Raw genomic sequence first — 24,170 nt, 5'->3', positions numbered from 1 at the left:
AGAGACCGGATACGCGGCAGAAATAGTGGAAAACCGATTTTATGTAACAGATTTGTTTCTGAATAGCCGGTAGATGGCAGAGTTATCACCGGGTGAAAAGCGGAATCAACGGCGCGGTTTTTTTGTTTTGTTGCGGAATATCCGGGCAGGAACGGCCCTTACAGTCAAAATTCAGCCTTTGCTGAGGTTATGAGGTCATTATGGAACAGCCAATCGCAGTTACCCGCCAGTCTTTCGACGACTGGATGGTCCCGGTTTATGCCCCCGCTGATTTTATTCTGGTGCGGGGAGAGGGGTCACAGGTCTGGGACCAGCAGGGTAAGTCTTACATCGATTTTGCCGGCGGCATCGCGGTTAATGCGTTGGGGCACGCGCATCCGGCGGTGAAGGCGGCGCTGGTGGAGCAGGCGGGGAAACTGTGGCATCTGGGCAACGGCTATACCAACGAACCGGTGCTGCTGTTGGCGAAACAGCTGATTGACGCCACCTTTGCCGAGAAGGTGTTTTTCTGCAACTCCGGGGCGGAAGCCAACGAAGCGGCGTTGAAGCTGGCGCGTAAACGTGCGCTGGACAACGGCAACGCCGGCAAGAACCAGATTGTGGCGTTCAATAACGCTTTCCACGGCCGGACGCTGTTCACCGTGTCTGCCGGCGGCCAGCCGAAGTATTCAAAAGATTTTGCGCCGCTGCCGGGCGGTATCAGCCACACGGCGTTTAACGATCTGGCTGCCGCGGCTGAGCTGATCAACGACCAGACCTGCGCGGTGATTGTGGAGCCGATTCAGGGCGAAGGTGGCGTGCTGCCGGCCGATGCCGCTTTCCTGCAGGGCCTGCGTGAGCTGTGCGATCGCCACGATGCGTTGCTGATTTTCGATGAAGTGCAAACCGGCGTGGGCCGCACCGGCCATCTGTATGCCTACATGCAATACGGCGTCGTGCCGGACGTGCTGACCACCGCTAAAGCGCTGGGCGGTGGCTTCCCAATTGGCGCCATGCTGACCACCGACGCATTGGCCAAAACCCTGGGCGTAGGCACCCACGGCACCACCTACGGCGGCAACCCGCTGGCGACGGCGGTGGCGGGCGCGGTGTTCTCCATCATCAACACGCCAGAGGTGCTGGAAGGCGTGAAGCAGCGCCACCAGTGGTTTATCGACGGCTTGAACGAAATTAACCGGCAATACCCGATTTTCTCTGAAATTCGCGGCGGCGGCCTGCTGATTGGCTGCCAATTGAATAAGGATTATGCCGGCAAGGCAAAACAGATCACCCAGTTGGCCAACGAAGAGGGCGTGATTGCACTGATCGCCGGCCCGGATGTGGTGCGCTTCACCCCTTCACTGATCATTCCAGAGCAGGATGTGAAAGAGGGGCTGGCGCGATTCGCGCGTGCTGTGGCGCGGATTTGCAGCTAATACACAGGCTGCGCCTTAACCGGCGCAGCCTGATTCTGACGAGGTTCGCATTATGATGATTATTCGCCCTATAGAGCGTCGCGATTTGGCTGATTTACTGACGCTGGCCGGTAAATCCGGCATCGGTCTCACTTCCCTGCCGCAAGATGAAGATACGTTGTCGGCGCGCATTGAGCGGGCGTTAAAAACCTGGCAAGGCGAACTTCCGCGTGGCGAGCAGTGCTATCTGTTTGTGCTGGAGGACAGCGAGCGCCGGCAGGCGGTAGGGGTTTGCGCGATTGAAGTGGCCGTTGGGCTGACTGAACCCTGGTACAGCTTTCGCGTCGGTACCCAGGTGCACGCGTCCAAACAGTTGAACGTCTATAAATCGGTGCCGACGCTGTTTCTCAGCAACGATCACACCGGCCATTCCGAGCTGTGTACGCTGTTCCTCGATCCGGACTACCGTCACGGCGAAAATGGCAAGCTGTTGTCGAAGGTGCGTTTCCTGTTTATCGCCGCTTTCCGTGAGCGTTTTTCCGCGCGGCTGATTGCCGAAATGCGCGGTTTCTCCGATGAAGAGGGCCGTTCGCCGTTCTGGGAGAGCGTCGGAAACCATTTCTTTTCCATCGAGTTCGCCAAGGCGGACTACCTGAGCGGTACCGGACAGAAGGCGTTTATCGCCGAGCTGATGCCGAAACACCCGCTGTATGTCGATTTCCTGGCCGAAGACGCGCAAAAGGTGATTGGCCAAGTGCACCCACAGACCGTTCCTGCCCGCCGGGTGCTGGAGTCTGAGGGCCTGCGCTATCAGGGCTATGTCGATATCTTCGACGGCGGGCCGACGCTGGAAGCGGAAATCGACCAGATCCGCGCTGTCAAAGAGAGCCGCACGGTGAAAGTGGTGTTGGACGAGACGCCGATGCGCGCCGATGCGCCGGCTCTTCTGGTGGCCAACGATCATTATCAGTCCTACCGCGCACTGCTGGTCAATGCCGAACTGTATGACGAGCGTCTGCATCTCAATGCGGAAACCGCTGCGGCGCTGGGCGTTGAGCAAGGCAGCCTGGTGCGGGTCATCCCCCTCATTTCAAAGGAGAAAGCCTAATGTCACATCCTGCACTGTTTATTAACGGCGCCTGGCAACAGGGCCGGGGCGCTGAATTCGGCAAAACCGATCCGGTCGACAACCAGACGCTGTGGCAGGCCAATGCCGCCGATGGCAGTGATGTCGCCGCCGCTTGCGAGGCTGCTCGCGCCGCGTTCCCGGCCTGGGCCCGTACTCCGTTTGAACAGCGTGAGCAGTTGGTAAAGCGTTTTGCTGCCCTGCTGGAAGCGCATAAACAGGATTTGGCGGCGGTGATCAGCCGTGAAACCAGCAAACCGCGCTGGGAAACGTTGACCGAAGTGCAGGCGATGATCGGCAAGGTGGCGATTTCCCTGCAGGCTTACCAGGCGCGCACCGGCATCAGTGAAACCGCGATGGCGGACGGCGCTTCGGTGCTGCGCCATCGGCCGCATGGCGTGCTGGCGGTATTCGGGCCCTATAACTTCCCGGGCCATTTGCCGAACGGTCACATTGTGCCGGCCCTGTTGGCGGGCAATACGGTGGTCTTTAAACCCAGCGAGCTGACGCCGCTGACCGCCGAGGAAACGCTGAAGCTGTGGCAGCAGGCCGGCTTGCCAAACGGGGTGATCAACCTGGTGCAGGGCGGGCGCGAAACCGGCGAAGCGCTGGCTGCCAGTGCAGATATCGACGGTCTGCTGTTTACCGGCAGCGCAGGGACCGGCTATCACTTGCATCGCCAATTGGCGGGGCAGCCTGAAAAGATGCTGGCGTTGGAAATGGGCGGCAACAACGCGTTGATTGTCGATCAGATTGACGATCGCGATGCGGCGGTCAATCTGGCGATTCAGTCGGCGTTTATCTCCGCCGGCCAGCGTTGCACCTGTTCGCGCCGCATTCTGGTGAAACGCGGCAGCGAGGGCGATGCCTTCATTGAACGTTTGGTGCAGGTGGCGGGCGCTCTGCGCGTCGGCCGCTGGGACGCTGAACCGCAGCCGTTCATGGGCGGGGTTATTTCCTCTGCGGCGGCGGAAAAAATGCTGGCGGCGCAGCATCATTTGTTGTCTTTGGGCGGCAAAGCCTTGCTGACCATGCAGCGGCTGGAAAGCGGCAGTGCGCTGCTCAGCCCCGGCATTATCGATGTGACCGGCGTACGGGACGTGCCGGATGAAGAATATTTCGGCCCGCTGACCACCGTCATTCGCTATAACGACTTTGACGAGGCGTTACGCATCGCCAACCAGACGCGCTATGGCTTGTCTGTCGGCCTGGTGTCGCCGCAGCGTGAACGCTTTGATCAACTGCTGTTTGAGGCGCGTGCCGGTATCGTCAACTGGAACAAACCCTTGACCGGCGCCTCCAGTGCCGCACCGTTCGGCGGAGTGGGGGCCTCGGGCAACCACCGCCCAAGCGCCTATTACGCGGCGGATTACTGCGCTTGGCCAATGGCGTCGCTGGAAAGCGAAAGTTTGACTCTGCCGGCAAGTCTGTCGCCAGGGCTGTCGTTTAATACCGATACACCCTAAATTTGAGGCCGGTGGGGGTTATTACGGTTAGCCGGTCGTTGAGCGCACCAACGCTCAGGGAGGTCGGCGCTCGGTATGACGCCCCACAGCCAGGCGCCGCTATTTAGCTGGGCACCCGGCTGTGCTGTACAGGAATGTACAAATGTCGCGAGCGCATGGACGCGCTAGATCGGCCAACTTGACATTCACGGGGTATGTTTTTTGAATAGGGCCGAGCCTGCTCGGTCCGGGAGAACAGCATGGCAGGATATGAAGTCAATTTTGATGGCCTGGTGGGCCTGACCCATCATTACGCCGGATTATCGTTTGGTAATGAAGCCTCTACGCAGCACCAAAACAGCGTGTCCAACCCGAAACTGGCGGCCAAACAGGGGTTGCTGAAGATGAAGGCGCTGGCCGATCTCGGCTTCCAGCAGGGGGTTTTGCCACCGCAGGAGCGGCCGCATGTGCCGATGCTGCGCAAACTGGGTTTCAGCGGCAGCGATGAGGCCGTGTTGGCGCAGGCGATGCGTCAGTCGCCACGTTTGTTGTCGGCGCTCAGTTCGGCCTCCTGCATGTGGACCGCCAATGCGGCCACGGTTTCGCCTTCGGCGGACAGCAAAGATGGCAAGGTGCATTTCACCGCCGCCAACCTGAACAATAAATTCCATCGTGCGATTGAGGCCGAGACCACCTCCGGCGTGCTGCGCGCGATTTTCAACGATGAACGCCATTTCGCCCACCACGAAGCCTTGCCGCAGGTGGCGTTGTTTGGCGACGAAGGCGCGGCCAACCACAACCGGTTGGGCGGCGACTATGGCAAACGCAGCGTGCAGATGTTTGTCTATGGGCGCCAGGAGTTCGGTGGCGAAACGGCCCCGACGCGCTACCCGGCCCGCCAGACGCGTGAGGCCGGAGAGGCGATTGCTCGCCTGCATCAATTGGATGAGCAGCACACCGTGTTTGTGCAGCAAAACCCGGCGGTGATCGACCAGGGCGTGTTTCATAACGACGTGATTGCGGTCAGTAACCAGAACGTGCTGTTCCATCATCAGCAGGCGTTTCATCAGCAGCAGCAAGCGCTGGACGAGGTGCGCCGCAAGATGGCGACGCTGGACTGCGAACTGACGGCGATTGAGGTGCCGACGGCACAGGTCTCGGTGGCGGATGCGGTATCGACCTATCTGTTCAACAGCCAGATTTTAACCAAACCTGACGGCAAGATGATGATTGTGGTGCCGGAAGAGTCACGCCAGCATGGCGGTGTGTGGCGCTATCTGAACGAGATGGTGACCGGCGGCGGGCCGATCGATGAAATCAAGGTATTCGATCTGCGTGAGAGCATGCGTAACGGCGGCGGGCCGGCGTGCCTGAGACTGCGTGTGGCGCTGAATGAACAGGAACTGCGGGCGGTGAATCCGCGCGCGATGATGAACGATACGCTGTTCGTTACGCTCAATGAGTGGGTCGATCGCTATTATCGCGATCGGCTGACGCAAAACGATTTGGCCGACCCGCAGTTGCTGCGCGAGGGGCGCGATGCGCTGGACGCGTTGACGTCTATCCTCGGGCTGGGGTCGGTTTATCCTTTCCAACAATAGACGGAGCTGCCATGTTTGATTTGTTGGCCCTGACGCTGGCGGGGCAAGCCCCGGCCAACCAACAGGGTGATAACCTGAATGTGCACTGGCGCTGGCTGGGGGAAGGCCTGTTGGAAATCACCCCGCACCAGGCTTACCGGCAGGCGGTGGTGCTTTCCGCCGGGATACACGGTAATGAAACGGCACCGATTGAACTGCTGAACCAATTGGTCAATGCGCTGCTGGCGGGTGAAAGGCCGCTGGCGGTGCGGTTGTTGGTGGTGCTGGGTAACCCGGCGGCGATACGTGCAGGTAAACGTTATCTGCACAGTGACATGAACCGCATGTTCGGCGGCCGCTATCGCGAGTTTAACCACAGTGGTGAAACCGCGCGGGCGCAGCAACTGGAGCAGGTGATAACGGCGTTTTTCGACGGGGAAGAGGCCGCGCGTTTCCATTATGATCTGCACACGGCGATACGTGAATCGCGGCTGCCGCGTTTTGGCATTCTGCCCTTCCAGACGCGGCCTTACAGTGCGGAGATGCTGGGGGTGCTGGATGCCGCCGATCTTGACGCGCTGGTGATCCACAGCGCGCCCGGCGGCACCTTTAGTCATTTTTCCAGCGAGCACGCCGACGCCGCAAGTTGTACGTTGGAGCTGGGCAAGGCGAAACCCTTCGGCAGCAACGATCTGCTACAGTTTGCCGCCATTAACCGTGCGTTGCAGGGGGTGGTGAGCGCTGAACCTTTACCTTCTCGGCTGGGTGAGGCGCTGCGCCTATTCCGCGTAGAAAAGTCGTTGATTAAGCGCAGTGAGGCTTTCAGGCTGCACCTTAGCGACGACACCGCCAATTTTACCGAGCTTAAGCAGGGCACTTTATTGTGCGAGCAACCGGGTGAGGAGTACCGGGTTCAACATGCCAGCGAGTGGATTCTGTTCCCCAATCCTGGCGTTGCGCTTGGGCTGCGTGCCGGTATGGTGCTGACTGAGGTGCCGCGCAGCACGCTGTATTAATCTGTCAGCCATGCTGGCGGTTTTCATTTGCGGTGTGCGCCAGGTTGTAGCGTTGTCAGCTGCAACCTGGAGTTAGTATGGTGTATTGTTCTGTAGTATTTGTTCATTCCCTTCTCTTTATATATCCGCTATTCACTGTTGCCATTTCTTAAATTTAATTTCCCCCGGTATTACTATTTTGACGGTTTGAATCGTATTGACTATGAGAACCCGTAAAAGATCTGATTAAAACTCGGTTAATGGTCTAAATCAACGCAGCGACTTTGTTCAGATAAAAATGTGAAATAAGTAACGTTATTAGTAACCACGCTAAGTTTCATGTTATTTACGTATCGTTTAGAAAGTAGGCAAAAAGAAAGTAATTTGCCCTAAATTAGTGCAATGCACCAATTTGGTTATAAGTTATGTGTCAAATATCACTATGAATCAATGATTTGATGATGACTTTAGCTGTAATATTCAGTTACAAATAAACGTGCTTTACCCACGGTATTTTATGAACTTTTTCTTTTGAAGTTTGGATTCATGATGCTAATGTCACATGGCCCCTGATTAGGGGCGCTCATAAAATACTAAATGATAAAGATCACAGCCCAAATCATAAATTGGGCGTGATGGGCAGGTTTTTAATTATAATATCTAGGAAAATAAATGATGAATCGCAGTGTATTAGCCTTAGCTGTTGCCCTTGCGGCAATCACCTCCTTTGCCAACGCGGCTGAAATTTATAATAAGGATGGCAATAAACTTGACCTGTACGGTCGCGTTTCCGCCAAACATGTTTTCAGCGATGATAAATCTGAAGATGGCGACAAGACTTATGTCCGTCTGGGTTTCAAAGGCGAAACGCAAATCAATGACCAACTGACCGGTTACGGCCAGTGGGAATATAACGTCCAGGCCAACCACGACGAAGCGCAGGGCACTACAGGCACCAAAACCCGTCTGGGCTTTGCCGGTCTGAAGTTCGCCAACTACGGTTCATTCGACTACGGCCGTAACTACGGCGTGGTGTACGACGCCGAAGCCTATACCGACATGCTGCCGGAATTCGGCGGCGATTCTTACAGCTACACCGACAACTACATGACCGCGCGTTCCAACGGCTTGGCGACCTACCGTAACCGTGACTTCTTCGGGTTGGTGGAAGGCCTGAACCTGGCAGTACAGTACCAGGGTAAAAACGACGGTGACAGTCGCAGCGTGACCAAGCAGAACGGTGACGGCTATGGCCTGTCATTGGATTACCAGGATATCGGTGGCTCAGGCGTTGGCGTGGCGGCGGCATTCTCTGACTCGAACCGCACCAGCGATCAAAAGAAACTGCAGTACGGCAAAGGCGACAGCGCGACGGCCTGGACCACTGCGGTTAAATACGACGCCAATCAGGTTTACCTGGCGGCAATGTATGCTGAAACCCGCAACATGACGCCAATCAGCGGCAACGGCGTGTCTGGTTTCGCCAACAAAACTCAGAACTTCGAGGTGGTCGCTCAATACCAGTTCGAAAACGGTCTGCGTCCATCTCTGGCTTACGTGCAATCCAAAGGCAAGGATATTGAAGGGTTCGGCGATGTCGATCTGGTGAAATACGTGGAAGTGGGTGCGACTTACTACTTCAACAAAAACATGTACACCTATGTCGATTACAAAATCAACCAGCTGAATGACGACAACAAGCTGAAACTGAGCACAGACGATATCGTTGCGGTCAACCTGACTTATCGTTTCTAAGTTTCAACGCTATTACCTTCATCCTGTGTCGGGATAACGGTCAAAAGGCAGGGCGCAAGCTCTGCCTTCTTTATTTGGGACGCTATCCTTTGGCTGCCTGGCCCACGACTTCAATAGCGGAGCGCAGGGTTTCAAAGCGCTGCTGATTTTTCTCATGTTCAATCTCGGCGACCAAATGGGCCAAAATATTATTGCCGGACACTTTCTTATTGAGATTGATCAGTTGGATCACCGCGCCACCGAGTACCAGGCTGACATCGCGTAACAGGGTTTCATAATGTTCGTCTGAGAGAGCAGATACGGGCATGACGCCGTCTCCATATCGTTCGGGTGAGGCAATTTAGCAAAGTGGCGGTATAAAATATCGTAGACATACCTCTTTTCCGATGAATTCAGAAATTCCTCAGAGGTAAATAGTGGAAAAATGGACGGCCGCTCTACAACGGCGCATATTCACTGGCAGGCAGCCAAAAACCATCGATAAAATCCTCCACCGGAAAACACCCGGCGTGGCGCAGGTTTTGTTCCTTCATGACGACCAGGCACTGGGGTTCATTGCGCAGCACGTCAACCACGATATCGGCGCAGCCGCCATCCAGATAACATACAAACATCACCAGTGCGTACATAACGTCTTGCGTCCTCTACCCAAATCTCTCCATACCTTTATTGTAGGTAAAAACGGGGTGTCTTTCAGTGCGAGAATCGGTGCAAAGCGATGGATTGGCAACAAAAGGATGCACTTTCGGATTACTCCAGCGGCTGAATGCCGCAGGAGCAATTGAATATCCGTTTTGCAGTGCTAAGCTTAACAAGCCTTAAGTGAACGCAACATTGTAACCATCGAAAGGAGTGAATATGGGATTGTTTAACTTCGTCAAAGAAGCTGGCGAAAAACTGTGGGACACAGTGACCGGCAATGCGACTGCCGAAGACCAAAGTGCCAAACTGAAGGAGCACCTGGATAAAATCGGCCTGCCGGGTGCCGATAAGGTCGACGTGCAGGTGGTGGATGGCAAAGCCGTGGTGACCGGGGACGCCGTCAGCCAGGAACTGAAAGAAAAAATCCTGGTGGCGATCGGTAACGTGGCGGGTATCAGCGGTGTGGAAGACAAGGTGTCTGTTGCACAATCTGAAGCCGAAAGCCGTTTCTATACCGTGAAGAAGGGCGACACTCTGAGCGCAGTGTCGAAAGAAGTGTACGGCAACGCCAATCTGTACAACAAGATCTTCGAAGCGAACAAACCCATGCTATCGAGCCCGGACAGAATTTATCCAGGACAGGTTCTGCGCATCCCGCAGTAAAGAAGATAAGATATCCAGGAGCCCGATGTGATATCGGGCTTTTTTTATCGTAGGGCCTATCAGTTTTACTGATTATTTTTTGATTTTAATAAAAGTTGTGAATGTTTTATACTCGCCGCCGCCTCTGCTCCCGGGGATGTTGACCCTGGCGAGGAAAGTTGATAGCGTCTTGCCACTATTGAGGTCTGAATGGCGTTGACGCAGAATCTAAGAAAACCGCAGTAGCGAGTTTTTATCGACCATCCCATAACAGTAGCGTTTACGCGTGATGAGTTAAGATAGATTTTGTGAAAGAACAACGTAATGCCTCACAAGACAAAAACTACCGTGAAACTCTGGGAGATGCGCAGTTTGCCATCATTGTGCTGGCGATCGCGTCCTGCTCCCTGATCATCTTTACGCTGTCAGTCACTCTGTGGCTGACATGATGTCGTTCTGTACAGGAGATAAAATGGAGCATAATCTCCACGATGAAACCAAACTGCTGGCTGTTATCGGCCTGCTGGTTTCCGTGTTGTTGGTCGTATCGATACTCTTTGGTGTGACGTATTTCTCCGATTTGAAGCATGCACGTGACGAAATTGATGTAAAAGGCTGTTATATCAAGACGTCCTGACGCTCTCCGCCCCCCAGGTTGCATCGAGGCCGCCGGCTGTGTGATAAGCTGGCTTTGCCATCAATTCAACCTGCGTGCCGTTCTGGAGGCGTTACCATGAGCAACTCCCGCCCAACCCATTCTTCTTCTTCCCGTGACTGTCCCGTGGTCGAGGGCGTGCGTCAAATACAACGCATTACCGCACGCAATGCCGAAGTCGGCGGTATCCCGATCAATCGCGCCTTACCTACCCGCGAACGCCGTACCGTGGGTGCCTGGTGCTTTCTCGACCATACCGGACCTTCGGTCTTCAGCGGCTCCTCGAAAGGCATGGACGTGGGGCCGCACCCGCATATTGGCTTGCAAACCTTTACCTGGATGATTGAAGGAGAGGTGCTGCATCGCGACAGCCTGGGTAGCGAGCAGGTGATTCGTCCGGGCCAGGTCAATCTGATGACGGCAGGGCGCGGTATCGCCCATACCGAAGAGTCAACGGGGGAAGAGCGGCGTTTACATGCCGCACAGCTGTGGATTGCTCTCCCTGCCGACAATGCCGATATGGCGCCGCGCTTCGATCATTATCCCGACTTGCCGTCCTGGGAAAAAAATGGGGTTAGGCATACTTTGTTGGTAGGCGAGTTTGAGCAATACCGTTCTCCGGTGTTTACATTTTCGCCATTAATCGCCATTGATTTGGCGTGGCAGAGCGACGGCTATTTACCCTTACCTTTGCGGGAAGACTATGAAATAGGTTTTTTGCCCCTTGTTGGTGCAATTGAGGTTAATGATGAAAAATTTTCACCTGATGAGTTCGCCTATTTAGGCATGAATCTTAACCAAATCGGGTTAAATGCCAAGAAGGGCAGTCGGGCATTATTAATCGGCGGGGTGCCATTAAACGAAGAGATTCTCATTTGGTGGAACTTTGTCGGCCACAGTAAGCAAGATATTACCCAGGCGCAGCATGACTGGGAGCAGGGGAATAGCCGTTTTCCGGATGTGAGTGGTTATAGCGGGCCGCGTATGACCGCGCCACGCCTGCCCTGGAGCGGGGTTTGATGCTCTCTGGCTATAACGATGAGGCGATCTTATTCATTTCTTTCTATCAACGCTGAATTAATGTGATCGAAAGTCCATGTTTTAGATCGAATATAGTTTATCTGGTAAATAGTGATCTGGCGCAAATAATTGGTCGGAGCAGTGGATTAAGATATCTTTCAAGAAGTGTTGTTATCTAACCGCTAGTCAGAAGCCTGTGAGGTCATTATGAGCCAAGTACTCTATCGTGCAAGATTATCCCATGTTGTTATTGCAACGGCGGCTTTTTGGATCTCTATCGCAGCTATGCTGATTGTTGCGCTAAGTTAACACTGAGTGATTAGGTAATAGACCCGCTGCGGCGGGTTTTTTTATGTCTGATTATTCGCAATTTTCCGAATGCGGTTATACTTATTAAACCTGATTCTTAATTAACCTTTAAAAATACAATGGTAATTCTTTCTAATGTTATCGTGATATTAATAGCCGCGATTCATCTGTATATCTTGATCCTGGAAATGTTCCTTTGGCAGACGCCGACCGGCAGACGCGTGTTCGCCACTACGGCGGAATTTGCGGCTGCAACGCGAGTGCTGGCCGCTAACCAGGGGTTGTATAACGGTTTCCTGGCTGCCGGGCTGGCATGGGGAGTCTGGCGTACTGATCCGACGGTGCAACTGTTTTTCCTCGGCTGCGTGCTGGTGGCGGGCATCTTCGGCGGTCTGACGGCGAGCCGTAAAATTCTTAAGGTCCAGGCGCTCCCTGCGTTGATTGCCATTTTGGTGGTGATTTGGGCCCATTAGCCCGCCGGTGGATACGGCGGGAGAGCGGTCAGGCGGTTTTTTGATGGATGACGTGCAACGGCGGGGCGATGTGCAAATCCACGCTTAAATCCTGGCGGAAATCATAAGGCGTGATGTTGAACCGTTTTCTGAACATATAAGTAAAATGTGACTGCGAGCCAAAACCGAAATCCAGTGCAATGTCAAAAATGGTAGCGTCACTGCTGCGCAATTGATAAACCGCACCGGCCAGGCGGCGCTCGCGGATATACTTGCCCAGCGAAATCCCGGTCGCTTCTTTGAACAGCTTCTGCATGTGCCACAGGGAGTAGCCGGAGTACTCGGCCAACTCTTCGAGATGGATCACTCTACCTAGGTGAGTTTCGACCCATTTACTGAGGGCGCAGACTAATGAGAGGTGATGTTCTTGTATCATCAGTGCGTCTGTGTGAGATCTACATAGCGGTGAAGTATACACAACTTGCCGCCCCGGACAAAAAGCCCACCCGCTCCAGGGCGAAATTATTCGGAAAAACCATCATCAGGTGGCTTGTCAGCCGGAAGGAAAAACGGCTAATCTGAGATTGCCCGTTACCGCTGATACTAAAGTGGTTCAGGCCGCAGGAAATAAACCGCCTAGACAGAGTCAGCCGTAACAACTCAGCGTTGATGGGGTGATCGCATGTTAATGACAGTGATTATTACTCTGGTTGTAATCGTGGGCGTTGCCGCTTTTATGGTGACACCGGTAATGAGAATGAATAATGCGGAAGGTGTGGGAGGTGAAGAGCCGTGAGATCAGGCCACAATATAACCCGCTGTGGGATGTGACAGACTACCGAAAAAGCCTGGATGTTCATACCCGTCGTGTTTCGCGTCAGCGCGTTTTGGCTGCAACCTGAAATGCACAGGGCATCGTTCATCCGGGCTTTTTGTTGATAACGTCCGATCAGACGTTTTTGCGCTCTACGGTTTCTTCGCCCCAGTACAGCTGATCGGCGCTGGTTTTGGCGAAGGCCATTTCCAACGCTTCGTCACTGCCTTCCTCCCAGATTTTTTGCGCCAATATCTCGTCGTTCTTCGCCAGCTCAAAAATCGCCTCGGCAATTTCAACCGAAGTTTCGCGCACTGTCGCCCAGGATTTCACATTGTGGTTTGCCATCACGTTCTCCCGTCAGGTTAGGATTTGCAATGCGCCGCCAAGCGCAAGGCTCAAGCCCCAAGTATAGGCCAATTCGGCAGGGCGTTTTGCCGACCAATGCGCATTAACGCTGAAAATTCAGCGGCAAACGGCGTGGGGGGCGGAAAAGCGGCAGGCGGCATGGTATTCTGTGCGGCGTCTGAACTAAGAAGGAAAGTCACTATGTCCGACATGCTGAGCAACGATCAGGAATTGGCATCCGATCTGGTCGCCTGCCAACTGGTCATCAAACAAATTCTGGATGTCATTGACGTTATCGCACCAACCGAGGTGCGGGACAAAATGGCAAGTCAGTTGAAAAGCATCGATTTTTCCACCCATCCTGCCGGCGCCGATCCGGTGACGCGGCGGGCAATCGAAAAAGCGATTGCTTTGATTGAGATGAAATTCACGCGTAATTGATGGGAAACCGCCGTTTGACGGCGGTTTCGGACGGTGGTGATCAATCCACCACCGTTTCGATCTTTTTGAACAGCGGGCAGTCGGCAATGCCAATCACGCCGTTGTCACCGTGCAGATACTGCGCTATCACCACATTCCGCGCCGTCAGGTATTTACACTGCAACCCCAGCCCACCGACGTTTTGATTGCTGCCGATAAGCACCCCGTACCCCGAAAACAGAAATACGCCATACAGCACCGCCAGCGCCGCGATCCACTTAATCAGCTTACCCATTGTGACTCCTGTTATTGATTGTCGTAGCGATATAGCCACGAGCCAGAGCAGGGTGCAACGGTAACATTCTGAAAAATAAACCCAGGTGAGATTTCTAAACGACCGGTTAAACTTCGTTTAAGTTGGCCATGATAGGCTGAGTAACCAATTACCAAGATAACAATGAGGCTGCTAAAATTTGTTGCGAAAAAAAATCCTCGTGATAATTGCGGCTCTGGCTGCCTGTCTGTTTTTTTATCTGCTGGCACTGGACAGTTATTGTGATGAGGGGGAGAGGTTTGCATTGGGAATTTGTTCAATCACTCGCTTTGTTCCCTGGTGAGGTGCGCGGCGGTGCGCAACAATTTTCCGCGGAGATGTTCGTGCCCATACCCGGAGTGCTAAGATGTCCGCCTGATTTTAGCAGTAGATAGGGTTGTCCATGTACGATTTAGGTTTTGGTCCAAATAGCCTGGTTTCGCTGGCTATCGCAGCGCTGGCGCTGCTGGTGGGATTATGGGGCTGGTTCCTGGTGAACCGCGCCAGCGTGCGTGCCAATGAACAGATTCGCCTGTTGCAGGAAATAGCCGAGCAGCAGCGCCAACAAACGGCGTTACTGAAAAGCCTGGCGCAAAGCGCCCGCGGCGACAGCGTGGCGGACGATGACGATCTCAGCCCGGCGCTGGATTTCAAGGGATTCATCCCCGAACGTTAATCAGCTGCCTGTCGGGTGGCGCTTCACGCACTTTGTGCCACCCGCCTTCCTCAGAAAAACTCCATCCCCTGATAAGGTTGAGCACGGCATGCTGCCAGACGACTGGCCAGATCGCCGCTGTGAATTTCTAACTGATGCCCGTCGGGATCGAGAAAATACAGTGATTCCCCCTCGCTGCGGTTGCTTTTCCACTCTTTTACTCCTGCCTGGCGTAGCCGTAATGCCACGGCCGAAAAATTCTCCGCCGCCACGCTGAAGGCGTAATGGGTGTAGTCACCTGGCGCGTTCAGTGCTCGAGAATTGTCCCATGACAGGCACAGCCACAGTTCCCCAAGGGACAGATAGGCGCCATGTTGCCAGCGCGCACGCGGAATGAATCCCAGCAGGTTGGTATAGAAATCGAAACTGCGGTTGACGTCGCGTACCGCGAGCGTCAGGTGGTTGAGGCCGCTCAACATGGCGATAATTTCCGTGTAAAGAAACAGCTAAAAAGTGTAATCATCCTAATCGGGAATATAAAGTGGTAAAAACATTAGTATGGATAATATGAAAAGCCGTCGCTTTGTCATAAATCTGTCGTATTGGCATCGTAATGTAGCGCCAACCTTACGAAAGATGGATGAAGCCGATGATTAAATGGTATGAAGAAAGCGACGCCGAGGTGAACCGCAGCATTGCGTTGATCACCGGAGAAAACCCGGAAAAATGGTATCCTTACGGCGGCGTGAAAGGTAAAGATTATTGCAAGAATCCCTCCGATGCCTGGCCGATTATCTGCGCCAATAAAATCAGTTTGAATGCTGACGGCCAAAGCGATAACCCGCTGTGGCAGGCCCGCATGATCACCCAGCGCGGTGAGTGGCAGGCAGACAGCAACAGCCCATTGCGCGCCGCGATGATCTGTTTCCTGCTGAGCCAGCAAACCACCGAGATGGCCCGTTGAACCACCAGAAATACTGATGATTTTTCCCTTTTTATGACAACAGAACTGTCTCTGGCGGAGCCTGTTTATGAAGCGCATTATTAAAGGTGATAAAAACTTGTCTCATCTGGTGATTGCCCATGCGGCAATCGATCGTCATGCCGAAAGCTTTGGGCAGCGCCGACAGGGCTGGCCCTCGACCTACCTGATAAAATATCAAAACGATCGCGTGGCAGTGGAAGTGGTCACGCGTCGCCAGTCCTATGTCGCGACGCTGATGATTGGCGCACGCAATCTGACCAAACTGTGCGGCCTGCCAGGCTGAATCCCAGCCATTCCTGCGCCATTCTTTGCATAAAATCGCATCCTGGTTCCTGTGGCCGGGGTGCTTCTCCTTGATGCTCCCGGGGTTAAGTGTTAAAAAGCCGCCCGCAGATACATTTATTGATTGGCGAAATCTTGTGCGAAAGCGACGGGATTCAACGCCATATGAGGATAAGATGGGCGGTCAGCAACAGGATACTCCGCTAAAACGCGGTTTAAAAAACAGACATATACAACTCATCGCCCTTGGGGGCGCCATTGGCACCGGTTTGTTTCTCGGCATTGCACAGACCATTAAAATGGCCGGTCCTTCCGTGCTGCTGGGCTACGCAATCGGTGGCGTTATCGCTTTTCTGATTATGCGCCAACTGGGTGAAATGGTGGTTGAAGAGCCGGTCGCCGGCTCATTCAGCCACTTTGCCTATAAATACTGGGGCGATTTCGCCGGTTTCCTTTCCGGCTGGAACTATTGGGCCATGTTCATTCTGGTCGGCATGGCCGAGTTAACCGCCGTAGGGATTTATATTCAGTATTGGTGGCCGGAGATCCCGACCTGGGTTTCCGCTGCGGGATTTTTTGTGCTGATTAATCTGATCAACCTGGTCAACGTGCGCCTGTATGGCGAAACGGAGTTCTGGTTCGCCATCATCAAGGTGGTGGCGATTGTCGGCATGATCGTCTTCGGCGCCTGGCTGTTGGTCAGCGGAAATGGCGGCCCGCAAGCCAGCTTCGGCAACCTGTGGGAGCAGGGGGGCTTTATGCCGCACGGCATAGAAGGGTTGGTCATGGCGATGGCGGTGATCATGTTTTCATTCGGTGGGCTGGAGATGGTCGGCATCACGGCAGCGGAAGCCGCCGATCCGCGCCGCAGCATTCCGAAAGCCACCAACCAGGTGGTGTACCGCATCCTGATTTTTTATATCGGCTCACTGACCGTACTGCTTTCTCTCTACCCATGGGACAAGGTGGTGGAAGGCGGCAGCCCGTTTGTGATGATTTTCCACGCGCTGAACAGCAACCTGGTGGCGACCCTCCTTAACGTGGTGGTGCTGACGGCGGCGCTGTCAGTGTATAACAGCGGGGTTTATGCCAACAGCCGCATGCTGTTCGGCTTGGCGACTCAGGGGAATGCGCCGAAGGCGTTGACTCGGGTGAATAAGCGCGGCGTACCTGTGCTGTCCATTGCGCTGTCGGCGCTGGTGACCTCTGTCGGCGTGCTGATCAACTACGTGATGCCCGGCAAGGCGTTTGAGCTGTTGATGGCGCTGGTGGTGTCTACGCTGGTGATTAACTGGGTGATGATTTGCCTGGCGCACCTGAAGTTCCGTGCGGCGCAAAACCGCCAGGGGGTGATCCCGAGCTTCAAGGCGTTGTGGTATCCGTTTGGCAACTACCTGTGCCTGGCGTTTCTCAGCCTGATTCTGGTGATCATGTATTTCAGCGAGGGGATCCGCATCTCCGTACTGCTGATGCCGGTATGGATCCTGCTGCTGTGGGTCGGTTTTATGCTGACGCGCCGTAAAGGCGCCAAAGTGCGGCGTTAATCTATAACGGAGGCGCCTTGCGCGCCTCCGGTTCAGGCTTTAGCTACGTGGCATAAAGGCCGTGCCCTGATTGCCGCGGCCCAGCCCCAACAGCTTCCTGCACAGCAGGAACAGGGTGGTGACGATATCGATAGCGACCACGCTAAGCATCAGCACGCCCAACATGAAAAAACTCACCAGCGCGCCAAACAGCAGCACCAGCGGTGCCGGCACTCTCACCCGGCGGAGCTTCATCGCCGCGTACATTTTCCAATACTGGCTCTGTTGCCGCATCGCGCTACGGATACGGCCCAGACGAACACGTGATTTGCGTGATGTAGAACGGCTCATAACTTCTCCTTTTCTGAATGTCCTATAAGTAAATCATAAAGATCTTAAGAGATGCTTAACAGGCTCTTTATGGCCCTGGCATGCTCACAGGGACTGTGACAACACAATATCCGAAAAGGTCCCCCCCGAGGTGGGCACGGTTCACAAAGCACGCCAATCGACTATCTTGTTATGTTATCTAATCTGCCCGTGCAGGGTGTCCGCAGTGGTCGGGAGAGCAATTTGAAGAGAATCAATCGTTACTATGATGCCGCGAAAGCTCACCACACCCCGGAGGGGTTTCGCAATCCGGAACCGACTCAGCGTCAGGAAGGGGATCTGAGACGCTGGCAAAATGAGCGTAAGCAGCAAGGGTTGCCCAAACCGCCGCAGTTGGGGTATCAGCAGTTTACCCAGCGCTGGTGGCAGCCTGCCGACCTCAGCGGCAGCGATGACGGCATCTGGTGGCTGGGGCACGCTTCGATGCTGTTGCGTCTGGATAGCCGCTATATCCTGATCGACCCGGTGCTTTCGCAACGCGCATCTCCGCTGAGTTTCTACGGCCCTAAACGTAAAACGCCGCCGCCGTTGACGGTGCAACAATTACCGGCGGTGGATGTGGTGTTGATTTCTCACAACCATTATGACCACCTTGATCGGCGGACCGTGCGCCAATTGGCGCGACGTTTTCCCAACGCGACCTTTATCGTGCCTCTGGGGTTAAAAAGCTGGTTCCGGCGTTATCGCCTCAAGCGTGTGGAGGAATTGGACTGGTGGGACAGCCTGTCATTGGGCGAGTTAAGGTTCCACTGTACGCCGGCGCGTCACTGGAGCATGCGTACCCTGTGGGATCGCAACCGCTCTTTGTGGTGCGGCTGGGTTATTCATCATCCGTCGCTGCGTTTCTATTTTTCTGGCGACAGCGGTTATTCGGAGCGGCTGGCGGATATCGGCGTGCGCCTGGGGCCGTTTGACGTGGCGGCGTTGCCGATAGGCGCTTATGCACCGCGTTGGTTCATGCAGGAACAACATATGGATCCGCAGCAGTCGGTGACGCTGTATCAGCAATTAAATTCGCCGCGGGTTATTCCGATTCATTGGGGCGTTTTTGAATTGGCCGATGAGTCGCTGGATGAACCGCCACAGCAATTAAATCTGGCGTTGAGTTCCGCCGGAATAGAGCGGCATCAGTTCTTGCCAATCAAAATTGGCGAGCGCATTGGGCTTGATTCTAACTCTTAAGGGTTAATCTCGTCCCGTGAGGGACGGCTTTTCGGATTGAACCGCCTGCAAGGCCGCCCGGTTGCGGGCTGCCGTTGTACGGGGGAACGGCGGAGGGCGTTATCAGGTGCCGGGTCTGATGAGTGGGTACGAATAGCGAGGTGCGCAAAAAGATAAAATAATTAGACCCGAGAGTTGGTTTTTTCGGCAGAGTAAATACCCCCTGTCTTTTTAAGATTTAATTCGGTTATACATTCTCACGGATGTTAGGGTTATTGCCGTTATTTAATCCTGCCGTCAGCAGGATATTTATCCGGTTATGCACAATGATGGTGCGTAATTTTCCCCATTGCATGCTTATGCACCTTAAAGCGGCAGTGCCATTTGTTTTTTGCCGGGGATCCGATTGTGCAGCGGGTATTCGCGATAACTAATATTAATAATTAGCATCGGTATTATTTTCTCCGGAGAGGGGAAGGTTATCAGACAGGCGGCGGCACCGGCGTTGGGCCGTCCAGATGGCGACCAGGTGGTCTGATGAGTTTGAGGTCAAAGGCACCCGTTCATCGATATTCAAATGTTGTATAAGAAATTCCATAAAGATTCAAATTTTTTAACGTTCTAAGCGCCCGATGGCGGTTATATGTCGCCACGCAGAGGAGCGAACGGATGAAAGAATTGTTAAAATTCAGTCAGGCTGCGGAGTGTAGCGCGGTGTGAGCGTTAAGCAGAAAATAGCTAAGGCTTCAACATCTTTTAGCCTATTTAAGCTTATGTTGCTATCGACCGTTTCAAATATGTGCGACAGGTCCATCAGTGATTAAAAATGGCTTGCCATCGAATACAGAGTATGTGATAACGCATCTGGGTAAAACGAGGTACAGTTCTGTATATGTGTGGCATTTTCAGTAAAGAAGTTCTGAGTAAAGACGTTAGCGTTGAATACCGCTTCTCTGCCGATCCTTATCTTAGTGCCTCAAGCAGTAACGACTCTAGTTTGTCTATGTAACGCCTACGGGCGGTTTAAACAATCCAAAGGAAATACTCAAGATGGCAAAGATCAAAGGTCAAGTTAAGTGGTTCAACGAGTCTAAAGGTTTCGGTTTCATCACCCCAGCTGACGGCAGCAAAGACGTGTTCGTACACTTCTCTGCAATCCAGGGTAACGGCTTCAAAACCCTGGCTGAAGGCCAGAACGTTGAGTTCGAAATCCAAGATGGCCAGAAAGGCCCATCTGCAGTGAACGTTACTGCTATCTAATCAGCGTCAGCTGTACAAAAAGCCCGCCTTCGTGCGGGCTTTTTCGTGTCTGCGCTCAGCCGGCGATGATAATCCCCGCGTACTGATTGCGGCCGGTAATGCCTGGGTGCCCAGGATCCTGCTCACGCCGGTGGCTGTTGCGGCGGTAGCTGGTGTATTTAAAGCGCTGCGGGTGCCGCGAGTCGGTATTCGGCGTGCAGATGGTGCAACTCCCGGCGCGATCAACGGCGGCAAACCCCAGCTCGCTGAGTTTGTATTCGGCGATGGCGGCCAGATCCAGATGGCGATAGCTTGGACTGATCAAGGCGGCAGGCAGCGGCAACTGCTGTTTAAAGCGCGTCACCAGCTCCTCGTTCACCTCATAACAGCACGGGCCGGCAGCCGGGCCGATGGCAGCCACCCAGTTTGCCGTTGAGTCATCGCGGCTGATTCGCGCCGCCAATTGCTCAAGAATGCCATCCAGCAAGCCGCGCCAACCGGCATGCACGGCCGCAATGGCCGAGCCGTCATTGCGGCTGAAAATGACCGGCAGACAGTCTGCCGTCAATACGCTGAGCAGAATGCCGGGTTGGGTGGTGTAAAAACCGTCGGCTTCACCGCAAATTTGGGCCGCATGATGAATGTCGACGATGCGAGTACCGTGCACCTGTTTTTTTTCCGGCAGCGTGGTGCGATAGGGTTGCAGATGGCCGGGCAGCAGGGCACTTTTGTGGCCGAAACCGTGCTGAATGGCCGGAACGGTGCTGAGAAGCGGGGAGTAGTCGGTCATATAACGTCTTTGCCTGCGTCAGAAAACATATCGTCAGTGTAGCCAGCTTTTTTACCCGTTGGCTAGGCCTGCCTTGCATCGTGCAGAAGCCTTCTTTAGACTACCTGCGCCGTATCTCTCTGGAATCCAACCATGTCTTATCAGTGCCCTCTGTGTCACCAGCCGCTTGTTCTTTCTCACTTGCAATGGCGTTGCGATGCCAATCATCAGTTTGACTGCGCCAAAGAGGGCTATGTCAATCTGCTGCCTGTGCAGCATAAACGCTCGAAGCAGCCGGGAGACAGCACGGAAATGATGCAGGCGCGGCGCGCTTTTCTCGATGCCGGATTTTATCGACCGTTGCAGCAACGGGTGGCGGAACTGCTCGAACAGGCGCTGGGTGGCGAGGCGCAGGCGCTGCTGGATATTGGCTGTGGCGAAGGTTATTACACCGCTGAAGTGGCGGCACGATTGGCGCCGCGCGACATCACCGTTTATGGGCTGGATGTTGCCAAAGTGGCGATCCGCTATGCGGCCAAGCGTTACCCTGCGGTGTCATTCTGCGTGGCGTCCAGCCACCGTTTACCCTTTGCCGACCGTTCTTTGGACGCGATCCTGCGCATTTACGCGCCGTGCAAAGCCGAAGAGCTGGCGCGGGTGGTCAAACCCGGCGGCGTCGTAGTGACGGTATCGCCTGGCCCGCGCCATCTGTATCAATTGAAAGAACAGGTTTATCAGCAGGTGCAACTGCACGCGGAATCCGATGAGCAACTGACGGGCTTTGACTGCGAGCGGCTCGAGGCACTGGCGTACCCGATGACGCTGCCGGGCGAGCAGGCGGCCAACCTGCTGCAGATGACGCCTTTCGCCTGGCGGGCTTCTTCAGAGGTGCAACAGCGCCTGAGTGCCAGCGAAGCATTCGCCTGTGAAACGGATTTCGTTATAGGCCTGTACCGTCGCCAAGCCGATTAAACCAGCGGATATGCCGCTTCGCCATTGACCGCATCGTCCTCCAGATCTGCGCGCTCAACGGCGAGGTGCGTTTTCAATGCCGTCCAGCCCCGTGGGGTAACCTTGAGCGCCCGGGTTGCCGGCAAGCGCTGCAACCAGCCCCAATGGCAAAACGCGTCCAGCAGATAAGCCGCCAGCGGCCCGGCGAGGTGATATTGCCGCTCGGTCCAGTCCAAACATTGGCGGCCTTTGCCAACCCCCTCTGGCTCTACTGCGGCCGCCTCAGCGCCCAACGCCTGTAACCAATTGGCACCGGCCGGCGTCAGCACATATTCGCATGCGCCATTTTCGACGATTAGCCCTTGTTTCAGCAGGCTGCGCGTTACGGCTACGCCGACTTTCCCGGCCAGATGATCATAACAACAGCGCGCGAAACGCATCTCACGCGCTGAACGGTTGGGCGTATTGCGCCAGGCCGGCGTTACCGGCCCGATCGACGCCAGACTTTCCAGCAGATGCGAGACGTGCGGCCCCGAGAGACGATAGTAGCGATAGCGCCCAATCTGTTCGACGCTAAGCAAGCCGCCGTCCAACAACTTTGCCAGATGCGAGCTGGCGGTTTGCGGGGTGACGCCTGCCGCCTCTGCAAGCGCACTGGCTGATAGCGCGTTGCCGTCGGCCAGCGTGATCAACATCACCGCCCGCACCGGTTCGGCGATCAGATGCGCAACGGATGCAATATTATGTTGGCCCACGAGTTTCTCCTTTATCGATAGCAGGCGATGTTTTCATCGCTCAAGGCACACTTCGATATGCTTCGAAGTATTCCAGGCTAAGAGCGGCTTATAGTCAATGCCTGTTTCATCAATCTGGGTTCGCAACGAGTGGCAAGCTTGAATAAACAACAAAAACGAGTACTGATGGCGACCAGCCTCAGCTATGTCATCGTCATCCTGGATACGTCGATCGTTAACGTCGCCTTGCCGCCGATCGCCGCCGATCTGGGTACCGGGCTTAGCGGTCTGCAGTGGGTAGTGAACGCTTATACGTTGGCGTTCGCCAGCCTGTTGCTCAGTGGCGGGACGCTGGGCGACAGGTTAGGGGGACGGCAAGTCTACCTTGCCGGGTTGGCGATCTTTGCCTGCGCTTCTGCCCTTTGCGGGCTGGCGGGGGCATTACCCGTACTGGTCGCCGCCAGAATATTGCAAGGCGTTGGGGCCGCTTTGCTGGTGCCCAGTTCCTTAACGCTGATTAACGCGGCCTTCCCCGAGGCGAAACAGCGGGCGGGTGCCATTGGCGTATGGGCCGGATGCGGCGGCGTGGCGATGGCGGCGGGGCCGCTGGCCGGCGGCGTGCTGATCCAATTGCTGGGCTGGCGTAGCCTGTTTTGGATCAATATCCCGGTGATTGCGTTGGGAATCGGGCTGACGCTGCGTATTGCGGCCGTTCGCCCGTCACTCTCCTTGCGCCAGATGGACTACGCCGGGCAGGGGACGGTGATTGTGGCGTTAGCCACTTCGGTGGCGGTGTTGATTGAGGGTGCGCGGCTTGGTTGGCACTCCGGCTGGGTGTTGGGCGGTATCGCCGTGGCTGCCTTGAGCTGGCTGATGTTTGTTGCGATAGAGCGACGAAGCCGGCAGCCGATGCTGCCGCCGGCGCTTTTCCGCAGCGCGGTTTTTTCCGCCTCGGCATGGGTTTCGCTGGTTTCTGCGTGGGTATTTTACGGGGCGTTCTTTCTGCTGAATCTTTATTTTCAAGAGGTACGTGGCTGGTCGCCGCTGCAGTCCGGCCTGGCATTTCTTCCCCTGACCATTATGGTCACGCTGGGTAGCTTTCTTTGCGGTCGTCTGGTTCAGGCGTTTGGTGCGGGGCGGGTAGTTTATTGCAGTTTGCTGCTGTATGCGCTGGGCTTCGGTGGCTTGCTGGCGCTGGCCGAAAGCCCGCCTTACTGGCGTATTGCGTTGTGTTTCCCCTTGCTTGGCCTGGCGGCCGGGATCATTACGCCTGCGGCCACGGCGGCATTGTTGAATGAGGTCGCGAGTGAACGGGCGGGCATTGCCGCCGGCGTGCTTAATGCCGGCAGGCAAAGCGGCTCCGCGTTTGGCGTGGCGATTTTCGGCGCGCTAATGACGGCATTTCATCCGCTGGAAAAGGGGATCCAGTTCGCCGTGTGCGGCGCGATAGGCCTGTCGTTGCTCACGGCTGTTCTATGGGGATTGGCGATCAGGTTTGCCGCGCGTGCAGGAGGCCGGCAAGCGACCGGGCGGTAGCTAAGGTGAATGCTTATGCCAGAAACGAAAAAACC

At 54.9% G+C, this 24,170-nt stretch carries 31 protein-coding genes; 22 read left to right on the top strand and 9 right to left on the bottom strand.

What is annotated here, in order from left to right:
- Window positions 1-200 precede the first annotated feature (200 nt).
- The 6 genes from ACUTQW_RS07565 (at window position 201) to ompC (ending at window position 8,295) form a co-directional block, all read left to right on the top strand.
- On the top strand, window positions 201-1,415 hold the full coding sequence (locus ACUTQW_RS07565) for an aspartate aminotransferase family protein (protein WP_006325967.1): 1,215 nt from the start codon (window positions 201-203) through the stop codon (window positions 1,413-1,415).
- 52 nt (window positions 1,416-1,467) lie between these two features.
- Complete coding sequence (astA, locus tag ACUTQW_RS07560; protein ID WP_037433053.1) at window positions 1,468-2,502, top strand: arginine N-succinyltransferase; 1,035 nt, start codon at window positions 1,468-1,470, stop codon at window positions 2,500-2,502.
- On the top strand, window positions 2,502-3,986 hold the full coding sequence (gene astD, locus ACUTQW_RS07555; RefSeq protein WP_020439206.1) for a succinylglutamate-semialdehyde dehydrogenase: 1,485 nt from the start codon (window positions 2,502-2,504) through the stop codon (window positions 3,984-3,986). The genes astA and astD overlap by 1 nt, the downstream gene beginning before the upstream one ends.
- A gap of 239 nt (window positions 3,987-4,225) precedes the next feature.
- Window positions 4,226-5,566, top strand: coding sequence for an N-succinylarginine dihydrolase (gene astB, locus ACUTQW_RS07550; RefSeq protein ID WP_006325957.1), 1,341 nt, complete (start codon window positions 4,226-4,228; stop codon window positions 5,564-5,566).
- 11 nt (window positions 5,567-5,577) lie between these two features.
- The gene (gene astE, locus ACUTQW_RS07545) at window positions 5,578-6,561 is read left to right on the top strand and encodes a succinylglutamate desuccinylase (protein WP_064798942.1); all 984 of its coding nucleotides are present in this window, start codon (window positions 5,578-5,580) and stop codon (window positions 6,559-6,561) included.
- Between the two features lie 651 nt (window positions 6,562-7,212).
- Window positions 7,213-8,295 (top strand): porin OmpC, encoded by a 1,083-nt coding sequence (ompC, locus tag ACUTQW_RS07540; RefSeq protein WP_037431119.1) that lies wholly within the window; start codon window positions 7,213-7,215, stop codon window positions 8,293-8,295.
- An 82-nt stretch (window positions 8,296-8,377) separates the two neighbouring features.
- Here the strand turns inward: ompC and ACUTQW_RS07535 are convergent, their stop codons facing one another.
- Window positions 8,378-8,602: a biofilm development regulator YmgB/AriR family protein gene (locus ACUTQW_RS07535; RefSeq protein ID WP_004945707.1), complete on the bottom strand. Its 225-nt coding sequence runs from the start codon at window positions 8,600-8,602 to the stop codon at window positions 8,378-8,380.
- A gap of 130 nt (window positions 8,603-8,732) precedes the next feature.
- Window positions 8,733-8,924 (bottom strand): YdfD/YebW family protein, encoded by a 192-nt coding sequence (locus ACUTQW_RS07530; RefSeq protein ID WP_006325949.1) that lies wholly within the window; start codon window positions 8,922-8,924, stop codon window positions 8,733-8,735.
- A 229-nt stretch (window positions 8,925-9,153) separates the two neighbouring features.
- Here ACUTQW_RS07530 and lysM point away from each other — a divergent pair, with 229 nt between their 5' ends.
- The 5 genes from lysM to ACUTQW_RS07505 all read left to right on the top strand — a co-directional run bounded on the left by lysM (window position 9,154) and on the right by ACUTQW_RS07505 (window position 12,036).
- Window positions 9,154-9,600, top strand: coding sequence for a peptidoglycan-binding protein LysM (gene lysM, locus ACUTQW_RS07525; protein ID WP_006325948.1), 447 nt, complete (start codon window positions 9,154-9,156; stop codon window positions 9,598-9,600).
- Window positions 9,601-9,887: 287 nt separating this feature from the next.
- Window positions 9,888-10,028, top strand: coding sequence for a hypothetical protein (locus tag ACUTQW_RS07520; protein ID WP_004945701.1), 141 nt, complete (start codon window positions 9,888-9,890; stop codon window positions 10,026-10,028).
- Window positions 10,029-10,051: 23 nt separating this feature from the next.
- Window positions 10,052-10,216 carry a hypothetical protein gene (locus tag ACUTQW_RS07515; protein ID WP_004945699.1) on the top strand — a complete coding sequence of 55 codons (165 nt, stop codon included), beginning with the start codon at window positions 10,052-10,054 and terminating at the stop codon, window positions 10,214-10,216.
- A 96-nt stretch (window positions 10,217-10,312) separates the two neighbouring features.
- Window positions 10,313-11,254 (top strand): pirin family protein, encoded by a 942-nt coding sequence (locus tag ACUTQW_RS07510; protein WP_064798941.1) that lies wholly within the window; start codon window positions 10,313-10,315, stop codon window positions 11,252-11,254.
- A gap of 428 nt (window positions 11,255-11,682) precedes the next feature.
- A complete protein-coding gene (locus ACUTQW_RS07505) occupies window positions 11,683-12,036 on the top strand; it encodes a DUF1304 domain-containing protein (RefSeq protein WP_064798940.1) in 354 nt (117 codons plus the stop codon).
- Window positions 12,037-12,064: 28 nt separating this feature from the next.
- Here the strand turns inward: ACUTQW_RS07505 and ACUTQW_RS07500 are convergent, their stop codons facing one another.
- Entirely contained in the window at window positions 12,065-12,451 is a 387-nt protein-coding gene (locus tag ACUTQW_RS07500) for a helix-turn-helix domain-containing protein (RefSeq protein ID WP_013813378.1), read from the bottom strand.
- Window positions 12,452-12,964: 513 nt separating this feature from the next.
- Window positions 12,965-13,177, bottom strand: coding sequence for a YccJ family protein (locus ACUTQW_RS07495; protein WP_004945687.1), 213 nt, complete (start codon window positions 13,175-13,177; stop codon window positions 12,965-12,967).
- Between the two features lie 201 nt (window positions 13,178-13,378).
- Between ACUTQW_RS07495 and ACUTQW_RS07490 the strand changes: the two genes are divergently transcribed.
- A complete protein-coding gene (locus ACUTQW_RS07490) occupies window positions 13,379-13,618 on the top strand; it encodes a DUF2766 family protein (RefSeq protein ID WP_004945684.1) in 240 nt (79 codons plus the stop codon).
- Between the two features lie 40 nt (window positions 13,619-13,658).
- Here the strand turns inward: ACUTQW_RS07490 and ACUTQW_RS07485 are convergent, their stop codons facing one another.
- On the bottom strand, window positions 13,659-13,892 hold the full coding sequence (locus ACUTQW_RS07485; RefSeq protein ID WP_004945682.1) for a YobH family protein: 234 nt from the start codon (window positions 13,890-13,892) through the stop codon (window positions 13,659-13,661).
- 178 nt (window positions 13,893-14,070) lie between these two features.
- Here ACUTQW_RS07485 and ACUTQW_RS07480 point away from each other — a divergent pair, with 178 nt between their 5' ends.
- Together ACUTQW_RS07480 and ACUTQW_RS07475 are read left to right on the top strand one after the other, a co-directional pair.
- On the top strand, window positions 14,071-14,214 hold the full coding sequence (locus tag ACUTQW_RS07480) for a PhoP/PhoQ regulator MgrB (protein ID WP_006325944.1): 144 nt from the start codon (window positions 14,071-14,073) through the stop codon (window positions 14,212-14,214).
- A 99-nt stretch (window positions 14,215-14,313) separates the two neighbouring features.
- Window positions 14,314-14,586, top strand: coding sequence for a YebO family protein (locus ACUTQW_RS07475; RefSeq protein WP_004945679.1), 273 nt, complete (start codon window positions 14,314-14,316; stop codon window positions 14,584-14,586).
- A 50-nt stretch (window positions 14,587-14,636) separates the two neighbouring features.
- Here the strand turns inward: ACUTQW_RS07475 and fos are convergent, their stop codons facing one another.
- Window positions 14,637-15,044 carry a fosfomycin resistance glutathione transferase gene (gene fos / locus ACUTQW_RS07470; RefSeq protein WP_004945676.1) on the bottom strand — a complete coding sequence of 136 codons (408 nt, stop codon included), beginning with the start codon at window positions 15,042-15,044 and terminating at the stop codon, window positions 14,637-14,639.
- Between the two features lie 170 nt (window positions 15,045-15,214).
- Between fos and ACUTQW_RS07465 the strand changes: the two genes are divergently transcribed.
- From ACUTQW_RS07465 to ACUTQW_RS07455, 3 genes are all read left to right on the top strand, one after another.
- On the top strand, window positions 15,215-15,529 hold the full coding sequence (locus ACUTQW_RS07465) for a phage protein NinX family protein (protein WP_006325943.1): 315 nt from the start codon (window positions 15,215-15,217) through the stop codon (window positions 15,527-15,529).
- Between the two features lie 67 nt (window positions 15,530-15,596).
- Entirely contained in the window at window positions 15,597-15,833 is a 237-nt protein-coding gene (locus ACUTQW_RS07460) for a DUF4060 family protein (protein WP_004945669.1), read from the top strand.
- A gap of 175 nt (window positions 15,834-16,008) precedes the next feature.
- Window positions 16,009-17,376, top strand: coding sequence for an amino acid permease (locus tag ACUTQW_RS07455; RefSeq protein WP_064798939.1), 1,368 nt, complete (start codon window positions 16,009-16,011; stop codon window positions 17,374-17,376).
- A 39-nt stretch (window positions 17,377-17,415) separates the two neighbouring features.
- Here ACUTQW_RS07455 and ACUTQW_RS07450 read toward each other — a convergent pair whose 3' ends face one another.
- Entirely contained in the window at window positions 17,416-17,706 is a 291-nt protein-coding gene (locus ACUTQW_RS07450) for a hypothetical protein (RefSeq protein ID WP_006325941.1), read from the bottom strand.
- A 222-nt stretch (window positions 17,707-17,928) separates the two neighbouring features.
- Here ACUTQW_RS07450 and ACUTQW_RS07445 point away from each other — a divergent pair, with 222 nt between their 5' ends.
- The 3 genes from ACUTQW_RS07445 (at window position 17,929) to cspE (ending at window position 20,166) form a co-directional block, all read left to right on the top strand.
- The gene (locus ACUTQW_RS07445) at window positions 17,929-18,927 is read left to right on the top strand and encodes an MBL fold metallo-hydrolase (RefSeq protein WP_006325940.1); all 999 of its coding nucleotides are present in this window, start codon (window positions 17,929-17,931) and stop codon (window positions 18,925-18,927) included.
- A gap of 871 nt (window positions 18,928-19,798) precedes the next feature.
- Window positions 19,799-19,915 (top strand): DUF2627 domain-containing protein, encoded by a 117-nt coding sequence (locus ACUTQW_RS07440; protein ID WP_002211058.1) that lies wholly within the window; start codon window positions 19,799-19,801, stop codon window positions 19,913-19,915.
- Between the two features lie 41 nt (window positions 19,916-19,956).
- The gene (gene cspE / locus ACUTQW_RS07435) at window positions 19,957-20,166 is read left to right on the top strand and encodes a transcription antiterminator/RNA stability regulator CspE (protein ID WP_002221949.1); all 210 of its coding nucleotides are present in this window, start codon (window positions 19,957-19,959) and stop codon (window positions 20,164-20,166) included.
- A gap of 55 nt (window positions 20,167-20,221) precedes the next feature.
- On the opposite strand, the gene ACUTQW_RS07430 is transcribed toward cspE, so the two are convergent.
- Window positions 20,222-20,935: a polyphenol oxidase family protein gene (locus tag ACUTQW_RS07430; RefSeq protein ID WP_064798938.1), complete on the bottom strand. Its 714-nt coding sequence runs from the start codon at window positions 20,933-20,935 to the stop codon at window positions 20,222-20,224.
- Window positions 20,936-21,067: 132 nt separating this feature from the next.
- On the opposite strand from ACUTQW_RS07430, the gene rlmA reads away from it, so the two are divergent.
- Window positions 21,068-21,886, top strand: coding sequence for a 23S rRNA (guanine(745)-N(1))-methyltransferase (gene rlmA, locus ACUTQW_RS07425; RefSeq protein WP_064798937.1), 819 nt, complete (start codon window positions 21,068-21,070; stop codon window positions 21,884-21,886).
- Here the strand turns inward: rlmA and ACUTQW_RS07420 are convergent.
- Complete coding sequence (locus ACUTQW_RS07420) at window positions 21,883-22,620, bottom strand: ArsR/SmtB family transcription factor (RefSeq protein ID WP_064798936.1); 738 nt, start codon at window positions 22,618-22,620, stop codon at window positions 21,883-21,885. The two genes, rlmA and ACUTQW_RS07420, sit on opposite strands and share 4 nt — an antisense overlap.
- A gap of 129 nt (window positions 22,621-22,749) precedes the next feature.
- On the opposite strand from ACUTQW_RS07420, the gene ACUTQW_RS07415 reads away from it, so the two are divergent.
- On the top strand, window positions 22,750-24,135 hold the full coding sequence (locus ACUTQW_RS07415; protein WP_020439197.1) for an MFS transporter: 1,386 nt from the start codon (window positions 22,750-22,752) through the stop codon (window positions 24,133-24,135).
- The last annotated feature ends 35 nt before the right edge of the window (window positions 24,136-24,170 follow it).

Source organism: Serratia sp. TSA_7, assembly GCF_052692135.1.
This window is presented reverse-complemented; position numbering and strand designations above follow the sequence as displayed.